The organism is Candidatus Sericytochromatia bacterium, assembly GCA_035285325.1.
Lineage (GTDB): Bacteria > Cyanobacteriota > Sericytochromatia > S15B-MN24 > JAQBPE01 > JAYKJB01.
In genome coordinates this window covers 1-8,824 of the sequence record JAYKJB010000074.1, presented here as the reverse complement: position 1 = coordinate 8,824, position 8,824 = coordinate 1, and the positions used below count along the sequence as shown (strand labels likewise).

Annotated in this window: 8 protein-coding genes; 4 read left to right on the top strand and 4 right to left on the bottom strand. The window is 67.2% G+C overall.

The features are described 5' to 3' along the window. The 3 genes from VKP62_09945 to fabF form a co-directional block, all read right to left on the bottom strand. A partial coding sequence (locus tag VKP62_09945; protein ID MEB3197512.1) for a ribulose-phosphate 3-epimerase occupies positions 1-306 on the bottom strand: 306 nt, incomplete at its 3' end. Then, entirely contained in the window at positions 299-1,009 is a 711-nt protein-coding gene (gene rnc / locus VKP62_09940) for a ribonuclease III (GenBank protein ID MEB3197511.1), read from the bottom strand. The genes VKP62_09945 and rnc, both read right to left, overlap by 8 nt. Then, positions 1,006-2,304 (bottom strand): beta-ketoacyl-ACP synthase II, encoded by a 1,299-nt coding sequence (gene fabF / locus VKP62_09935; protein ID MEB3197510.1) that lies wholly within the window; start codon positions 2,302-2,304, stop codon positions 1,006-1,008. The genes rnc and fabF overlap by 4 nt, the downstream gene beginning before the upstream one ends. A 108-nt stretch (positions 2,305-2,412) precedes the next feature. Between fabF and VKP62_09930 the strand changes: the two genes are divergently transcribed. Beyond that, positions 2,413-3,003: a pseudouridine synthase gene (locus tag VKP62_09930; protein ID MEB3197509.1), complete on the top strand. Its 591-nt coding sequence runs from the start codon at positions 2,413-2,415 to the stop codon at positions 3,001-3,003. Positions 3,004-3,194: 191 nt separating this feature from the next. Next, positions 3,195-5,177, top strand: coding sequence for a hypothetical protein (locus VKP62_09925; protein MEB3197508.1), 1,983 nt, complete (start codon positions 3,195-3,197; stop codon positions 5,175-5,177). A 176-nt stretch (positions 5,178-5,353) separates the two neighbouring features. On the opposite strand, the gene thyX is transcribed toward VKP62_09925, so the two are convergent. Then, positions 5,354-6,202, bottom strand: a complete 849-nt coding sequence (gene thyX / locus VKP62_09920; GenBank protein MEB3197507.1) for an FAD-dependent thymidylate synthase — start codon at positions 6,200-6,202, stop codon at positions 5,354-5,356. 237 nt (positions 6,203-6,439) lie between these two features. On the opposite strand from thyX, the gene VKP62_09915 reads away from it, so the two are divergent. Further along, entirely contained in the window at positions 6,440-7,780 is a 1,341-nt protein-coding gene (locus VKP62_09915; protein ID MEB3197506.1) for a glucosaminidase domain-containing protein, read from the top strand. A 132-nt stretch (positions 7,781-7,912) separates the two neighbouring features. After that, entirely contained in the window at positions 7,913-8,653 is a 741-nt protein-coding gene (fabG, locus tag VKP62_09910; GenBank protein MEB3197505.1) for a 3-oxoacyl-[acyl-carrier-protein] reductase, read from the top strand. Positions 8,654-8,824: the final 171 nt, after the last annotated feature.

Here is an 8,824-nt window from a genome sequence, read left to right as displayed (position 1 = left end):
CAAGGTGCGGTGCAAATGACGGCACGCCTCCACGTGAACCGTGATCGCATCCGCCCCGGCCTCGGCAAAGGCCTGCAGGTGGCGTTCCGGCTCGACGATCATCAGATGGACATCGAGAAACAGCGCGGTGTGCGGACGCAGCGCCGCCACCACCGGCGCGCCGAAGGTCAGATTCGGCACGAACACGCCATCCATCACGTCGAGATGGAGCCAGTCGGCGCCGGCGGCTTCAACCGAGGCCACTTCCTCCCCCAGACGCGCAAAGTCACCAGCCAGCAAGGAGGGGGCGATCAGAACCTCAGCCATGGGTGTCTCCCGTCCATTCTCCGGCGGCCTGCAAGGCGGCGATCGCCGCCGCGGCGGCGGCCTGACTCGCCTGGCGCTTGCTGTTGCCTGTACCCGCTCCCAACTCACGGCCCGCCAGACTGACGGTCACCTGGAAGCTCATGCGATGCGCCTGCGCCTCGGAGGAGGCCTCGACCTGATAGTCCGGCAGGCATTGCCAGCGCCGCTGGGTGAATTCCTGCAGCAAGGCCTTGGGGTTGTGCTGATCCACCCCGGCCAAGGCCCGGTCGAATTCCGGGCCCAGCCAGCGCTTCAGCAAGTCGGCTGCCACCTGGGGGCCATGGACCACATGGGCGGCGCCGATCAGGGCCTCGAAGGCACTGGCCAGAATGCTGGTCTTCTCCCGACCCTGGGAGCGTTTCTCGGAGGTGCCGAGGATCAGGTGTGGACCCAGATCGAGCGCCTGGGCAACGCGCGCGAGCGTTTCATCGCTGACGGCGTGCGCCCGGATCTGGGTCATGCTCCCCTCACTCATGGCGGGCATGCGGGCAAACAACCACTCGCTGACCACCAGTTTCAGCACGGCGTCCCCCAGGTACTCCAGGCGTTCGTAATGAGGGCGTCGGTCCGACGAGGGGTGCGTCAGGGCCTCGGCGTAGCGCGGATCGTCGTGCGGCGCGGGCAGGCCGGCCCGCTCGACCAGGGGGGCCACGGGACGAGTCATGACAGGCCTCGAAACACCAGACTGGCGTTGTGCCCCCCAAACCCCATGCTGTTGGACATGGCGACCCGCACAGGCTGCTGGCGGGCCTGGCGGGGGACGTAGTCGAGATCGCACTCCGGGTCGGGCTCCTGCAGGTTGATGGTGGGGGGCAGGCACCCGTGGGCGATCGAAAGCACCGTCGCGACCGCCTCGATGCCCCCCGCTGCGCCGAGCAGGTGACCCGTCATCGACTTGATCGCGCTGACCGGGATGCGCGGGGCGTGCTCCCCAAAGACCGCCTTCACGGCCCGCGTTTCGACCACGTCGTTGAGCGGGGTGGAGGTGCCGTGCGCGTTGATGTGGTCCACCTGCGCAGGGTCGAGGCCAGCGGACTGCAGCGCACTTCGCATGGCACGGGTCAGCCCCTCACCGGCCGGGTCAGGCGCCGTCATATGGAACGCATCCGCACTCAGGCCGTAACCGACCAGCTCCGCATAGATGCGCGCACCTCGGGACAGGGCGTGGTCCAGGGTTTCGAGCAGGACCACCCCGGCCCCCTCCCCCATCACGAAGCCATCCCGTCGGGCGTCGAAGGGGCAGCTGGCCTCCGCCGGCGGCACGTCCCGGCTCGACAGCGCCCGGGCAGCCGCAAAGGAGGCCATGCCCAATGGGGTGATCACGGACTCCGCGCCGCCCGCCACCATCACGTCGGCCGCTCCGCGACGTAAAATCTCGAACGCATCGCCGATTGCGTGGCTGCCGGAGGCGCAGGCCGTCACGGGACAGGTATTGGGACCCTTGGCACCGAGGGCGATCGCCACGTGCCCCGCCGCCATGTTGGGGATCAGCAACGGCACGGTGAACGGACTGACCCGGCCGGGCCCCCGCTGCAATAGCTGGGCGTGCTGCTCCTCGATCACCCCCAGCGCCCCCATGCCGGAGCCCAGACAAACCCCCACGCGGCCAGCCTGTTCGGGTGAAAAGCGGAGGTTGCCATCGGTCACTGCCTGGCGGGCCGCCGCCACCGCAAATTGACTGAAACGGGCCAGCCGGCGCGCCTCTTTGCGGTCCTCCAGCCAGTCCAGCGGGTCGAAGTCCCTGACCTCAGCCGCAATCTGGACCGGAAACCCGCTGGCATCGATGTTCTCGATGCGTGAGACAGCGCTGCGGCCTGCGCAGAGGCCGTCCCAGAAAGCCGAGACGTGGCTGCCGAGCGGGGTCACCACGCCCAGACCGGTGACCACGACGCGCGGGAGGCCGTCAGCAGACAGGCCGAGGCGGGCGGATGGCTCGGGGGGACCGGCAGGGTGGGGCAAGGCCGCTCCTTCTTCGGAGACTGGGCAAGGCGCCTGGGGCGAGTGGCCCGCACGGACCAACCATGGCAGTATAGCACCGGATCTGTCCGTCACCGCCGGGGGTTCGCCGTGTTTCAGACGCTCGTTTTTAACAAGCCATACGGCGTGCTCAGCCAATTCACTGACGAGGCGGGGCATCCGGGCTTGTCGCATTTCATCCATCAGCCCGGGGTCTACCCTGCCGGGCGCCTGGACCACGACAGCGAGGGCCTGCTGCTGTTGACCTCGGACAACCGCCTCAAGACCCGACTGACCCAGCCGCGCTTCGAACATCCCAAAACATACTGGGCTCAGGTTGAGGGCATTCCCACTCCTGCGGCCCTCGAACAGCTGGCCGCGGGGGTGGTGATTCAGGGGCAGCGGACCCGTCCGGCCGGGGTCCGGATGCTGGAAGACCCGGACCTGCCCCCGCGCGACCCGCCGATTCGCTTTCGCGCCGCGATTCCGACCTGCTGGGTCGCCCTCACGCTGACGGAAGGCCGCAACCGACAAGTGCGCCGAATGACGGCCGCCGTCGGCCACCCCACCCTTCGTCTCTGGCGCGCGGCGATCGGGCCGCTTCAGCTGGCGGACCTGCCCCCGGGCGCCTGGCGGGCGCTGACCACGGCCGAATTGCAGGCCGTCTATCGTAGCGTGGGTCTTGCGTTGCCTCGTGGCTGAAGGGTGTCGCGGGCGTCGCGGCCTCACTGGTTCAGGATGCCCACCCTGCTTCTGGGGCAGAGGGTCGCGTCTACCCGCTCGAGGGCTGCCGTAGGTTTTCCCGGCGGGTGTTTCACGTAGGGCAAAAAATGGCATAAATGCTTGTGTGGGGCTTCGCTGAACGCAACCCCAAAGCGACGGAGGAACCAAAATTGTCCAGGCATCAGCAGATGGCGGTCGCCTTCTCCCTGCTGCTCGCCCAAGCGCCACTGTGGGGGTGTGTGGGTGAGCCCCCCCGTACAGATGCTCCGGAGTTGATGGGCCGCGTGGCCGCCGGCACGGCCAGGGTTCCCGGGCGTTCGCAGTTCGTGACGCTCACGTTGCCGGACGTCATGCTGCTGGAGGGCCAGACCATCTTGTGGAACGGGGTGGTCCTCAAGGTGGAGAAGGGTGGCGTCTGGCTCCCCCCAGGCTTCCAGGCTGGGGGAGAGGTGCCCGTCTCCGTGCCCGGCCGGGGGACCTTCCGGGTCGACCCCGGCAGGCTCAAGGATGGCATGCTCGTTGCCATCGGCACGATGGGGCCCGAAGGTGCTGCATTCGTGCGGCTCACATTGAAGAACGAGGCCCTGGCGGATGGCCAGAGGTTGACGTGGGCCGGCCAGAGCCTGCAGGTCCTCGAAGGGGGCACCTGGCTCCCCCAGCCCCTACTTTCAGGCGGTGCCGCGCTGGTCACCGTCGAGGGCAAGGGCAGCTTCAACGTGGACCCCGCCTGGCTGCGGCAGGGCCAACTCGCGCTGGACGGCAGCAGCGCCGTCACGACGCAAAAAGCAGGCAGTGGGGCGGCCGTGTCCTCCGATTTCGTGACAAAGGACGCGCTGATTGGCGCCAACCTCCTGCTGACCGATGGCACCAAGGTGGGGCTCACGGCCGGCCTTGAGCTGCTCACCGCGGCCGCGGGGGGCACGCCCGGACAGCAGTCCTTTGGCAGCAGCGTCGGCGGCGGGGAGGTGACCGCCTCTCAGCTGCTGACCGTGCCAGGCTCAGCCACCCGAGATCCGATCACGGGGGCCCTCAGCTTCAACGCGGAGGGCAAGCCCAGCCTTCTCAACGGCGGCGCCAGCCTGCTGACGGCTCTGAAGGAGACGCCGCCCCTCGGCAGCTTAGCGACGCCCGGCGTTGCGGGCGTCGTTTCCAGCAACGGGGGCAGCCTCGTCACGAACAACAGCGGCAGTCTCATCTCGAACAACAGCGGCGGCAGCCTCATCTCGAACAACAGCGGCGGCAGTCTTATCTCGAACAACAGTGGCGGCAGTCTCGTCACGAACAACGCTGCGGCCATCGCAGGTTTCCCCTACTTCCCCGTAGCGCCCCCGCCCGCGAAACTCCAGCTGCTGGCGCTCACCCCCCTGTTGGCCTCCATGGAGCGCCTGTCGGCCAATGGTGTCCGGGAGTATCTGTGGCCCGGCTCCACCACCGTCCGGGCGATCCGATCGGATGGCAAGCCCCTCACGGGCTGGGTGACGACCAACCAAACGGGCGCGTTCCAGCTGAAGTTCGAGCAAGAGGCGCCCTTGGTGTTCTTCGTGCAGGCCAAGCTGAGCCCGCCCGGCCCGGTCGCCACGGTCTACACGGCCTATGCGCTGGCTGTGGCGCCCGCCCAGGATGCCCCGCCCGTGGTGGTTCCCGTGGATGCCAACACCACGCTGACGACGGGGGCGACCCTGCACCTGCTGACCTACATCCCGCCCGAGATCTTGCGTTTGACTGGGCTGGTCTCCAACTACGAGACCGAGGTCGCCAGTCTGCTCGATCCGGGCAAGGGGCAAGGGGATCCCGCAGCTTCCGACACGACGAGTTCCGGAAGTTCCAAGGTCACGACCGAGGAGCAGGCCGCCATTGACGCGTTCCAGGCTTCGATCGACGCCGCGCTCGCGCGCACCACGGTGCTGAAGAGCGCCTGGGGGGCTTTCAACCCCCTGCAGTACACCAGCGATCTGCGGCAGTCCGACCGCGCTCTCAGCCAAGCGGACGCCGAGGCCAACGCACGCGCCATCACGCTGCGGGGCATCTATAACCCCGTGTACCGCATGGCCACGGGAAATAGCCTGACTCCGCGCTCTTTCAAGGCGATCGCCCCTGACTCCCCGGACTTACCCTCTGTAGAGGCCACCCTCGACTCAGCCGGGGTGAAATAATCCAACGCGACCAGTTGCTCCTCAGGACGCGGCAGGACCGGCCACCGTTTGAATCCTGCCGGTGGCCTCCTGCAGTGGATGGGCAAGGTGGATCAGCGCAGCACCGCGGCAAGCACCGTAGGGAACGTCCAGGGGGCTGTCGTTACCGGGGCTCAGCGAAACCCGTTCGGCGTGCTTCAGTGCCGCGTGGGCAAGGGCGCCAGGGTGTATCCCAGTTTGGCTTCAAGTTCGGTGCGGGCCTTCTCGCTCAACTCCGGCGCCTCACCGGCCAGCAAGCTTCGCACGGCGGCCAGCTCCTTGCGGCTCAGGCGGCGCGCCTCCAGCACGTGTTCCTCGAACGCCTCGTAGCAGAGCGGAGCCACCCGGCGCGCGAGGTCGGCCATCACCTCGGCATAGGCGCGCACCTCCATCTGGGCGTGCCAGTCGAGGCGCAACCGCAGGAAGTGGAACAGGTTGTGCAGGTCGATTTGCCAGTACCACTCGGTGTAGAGGCTGACGGGCAAGTTGACGCGCGCGAGCTCCCGCGCCACATCCAGTTCCAAAAACGACTCGTAGTTCGCGTAGATACCGGCCTGCTCGTTCAACAGGGTCTGACGCACCTGCTCGGCAAGGTCGGGCGCGAGGCTCTCACCGCTGCCTTGCTTGTTCAGCTGGCTCTGCGCCTGCACCCGTTCGGGGGCCGGGACGTAGAACTCGTCCTTCATGACTGAATAGCGGCCTGAGATCTCGTTCAGGCTGGCCGTGCGGTGGCGGATCACCTGGCGCGCCACGAAAATTGGCAGCTTCATGTGGAAGGTCAAGACCACCTGTTCGAACGGGCTGGTGTGCGCGTTCTTCATCAGGTAATTGATCAGGCCCGCATCTTCCCGGACGGATTTGGTGCCGCTGCCGTAGGAGACCCTTGCAGCCTGCACCACGCGGGCGTCCCCGCCCATGTAATCGATCAGGCGCACGAAGCCCTTGTCGAGCACGGGAAAGGCCTGATCGAGAATCTCGTCTGCTTCGGGCACCACCAAACGCGCCACCGGAGCCTCCCTCTGGTCGAATCGGGCCGCCGGACCTACCGTCACCCCGAGCCCTATTGATGAAAAATTTAATGCGGAAATAACTGAGTTTAACATGGACACAACCTGATTTTCCTGGAGACTGCCCGATATGGCATATCAGGCAGTTCGATGGAAGCAGGAGTCCAGGCATTGCGTATCGGGGCAGCCAATCCAAGTGCCGCACCGTCCCGAGGGGGCGGCGCCCCTGATCTGCGCTTGCCTTCTGCCGCTGGAGCAGCGATCGGCCAGGACCGCTGGATTCCAAACCCTCCCACGACGCTCCCCCTCGCCATCCCCGGGAATGCGTCGGCCGGCGACACGTCGCGCTGGGTCGCCGATCTGATGCCTGCCCTGCAGGCCGCGGCCGATCGCCTGGGCATGGTGCTTCAAAGCTTGCAAGCAAGCTTGCCTGCCCTCCGTTCAGCCACCCCGCTGGTCGCTCCCGCACCACGGCCTGCTACCCATGCCTGGGCCGCCTCCGCGACCGCCCCTGCCGCGCCCCTGCCGCAAGCCGCGGCGGCCACCGCCTGGACCTTGCCCACCGCTTTCAACGCCCCGCTGCCTGGACAACCGGCTCCGTCTGTGTCCGCCCCGCTTCCCATCGCTTCTCCGTCTTCACCTGCCTCCGCCGAGGCAGCCTCGGCCGTGCAGGCACTCAAGGCCGCCGTCGCGGTCTTCCCGGCGGCGCCCCCGCTGACCTCGAATCTGGCCGCGCCCAGCGCGCCGGTTTCGACACTTCAAGCGGCTCCCATCCCCCCAGTTGCCAATCCGCCGGTCCCGCTGCCTGCCGCGGCACCTGCGCTCAGCCTTGGCGGTTTTCCGGTACTCCCCACCGTTTCGGCGCCCTATCCGCCGGGCTACATGGAAGCTTTGACAGCCATTCGTTCCTTGCAGGAGCAACATCACGCGGTGCCGTCGCAGGAGCCCATGTGGCCGAGCACGCCGACCGTGCCGGCACCTCCCCCGCCCCCGCCTCCACCTCCGCCTCCCCCCGTGCCCGGCGTGCCGGGTCTGCCGGAGCCGGCCTTGCCGACTCCTCCCGCTCAGACCGCAGGCGACGACCAGGCGATCGAACGCCTGAAGGCGATGCCGGCCGAAGAACTGGCCCGTTTGGGGCGGACCGACAAGCGGGCCTTCCTGGAAGCCTTGCGGCCGGCCGCGGAAGCCTCCGAGCGTCGCTACGGCGTGCCAGCGGCCGTGACCATGGCGCAGGCGGCGCTTGAAACGGGGTGGGGCAAGCACATCATTCCTGGGTTCAATATTTTCGGCATCAAGGGCAAGGGGCCGGCCGGCACCATCAACCAGGGCACCTGGGAGGTTTACGACGGCAAGAAGGTCAACATCAATGCGAACTTCGCCCGCTACAACGACTTCTTCGAGGCCGTGATGCTCCACGGAAAGCTGTTCCACAACGGTTATTACGACAAGGCTGTCAGCGGCTTTGCTCAGGACCGCGATCCTCACGCCTTCGCGCGCCGCATCACCGGCATTTACGCCACCGACCCGAGCTACGGCGAGAAGCTGTCCAGCATCATGCGGACCTACGGCCTGGCCTGAGCGCCACGGCCCGTGCTCCAGGGAAAGCCGTGTGGCGCGTGCCCCTGTCGGGTACGAGGCGACCTGGGCCCGGTGAGCGAGTGGTCGCAGGACAGCCCAGGCTAGGGACTGCATGTCCGTTGGGGGGCAAGGGTGCAACTGGTCGATCGGGTCGCCCTGGTGACGGGGGCTTCGCGCGGAATCGGGCGGGCGATCGCCCGCTCGCTGGCTGCCGAGGGTGCACGGGTCTACATCAATTATTACCGGGATGAAGCCGCCGCGAACGAGTTGGTGGCCGAGCTGACCGCGTCAGGCAGCTTTGCCTGCGCCCTGCAGGCTGATGTCTCCGTGGGAGAGGCATGTCGTGCCATGGTCGCTGCTATCGTCGAGGCCGAAGGGCGCCTCGATGTGCTCATCAACAATGCCGGCATCACGCGTGACGCGCTGCTGGTCCGCATGTCCGACGACGCCTGGGATGCCGTGCTCGACACCGACCTGACGGCCGCCTTCCATACCTGTCGTGCAGCCCTCCGCCCCATGCTGAAGACCCGCTTCGGCCGCATCGTCAACGTGTCTTCCGTGATCGGGCTGCGGGGCAATGTCGGCCAGACCAATTACGCCGCCGCCAAGGCCGGCTTGATCGGCTTCAGCAAGGCTTTGGCCCGCGAAGTGGCCAACCGGGGAATCCTGGTCAATGTCGTGGCGCCTGGCTGCATCGCATCGGACATGTTCGACGGGCTCGAGGCGGCGCAGCGTGAGCGCCTGCTGCAGGAGATCCCACTCGGCCGGGTTGGCCGACCGGAGGAGGTCGCCTCCCTGGTCACCTGGCTCGTCTCTCACGGGACCTACCTCACGGGCCAGGTGTTCGCGGTGGACGGAGGGCTGACCACTTGATATATGGTATGCTCAGCGCGTGATGCGCCCCTTCACGGGAGGAGTTCTGAAAATGGTCGCCAGCGAAAGCGAAGTGTTCGAACGGATCAAGAAGATCGTGATCGAGCGTTTGGACGTCAGTGATGCCTCGGTCACGCTGGACGCGGGATTCACCGAAGACCTCGGAGCGGA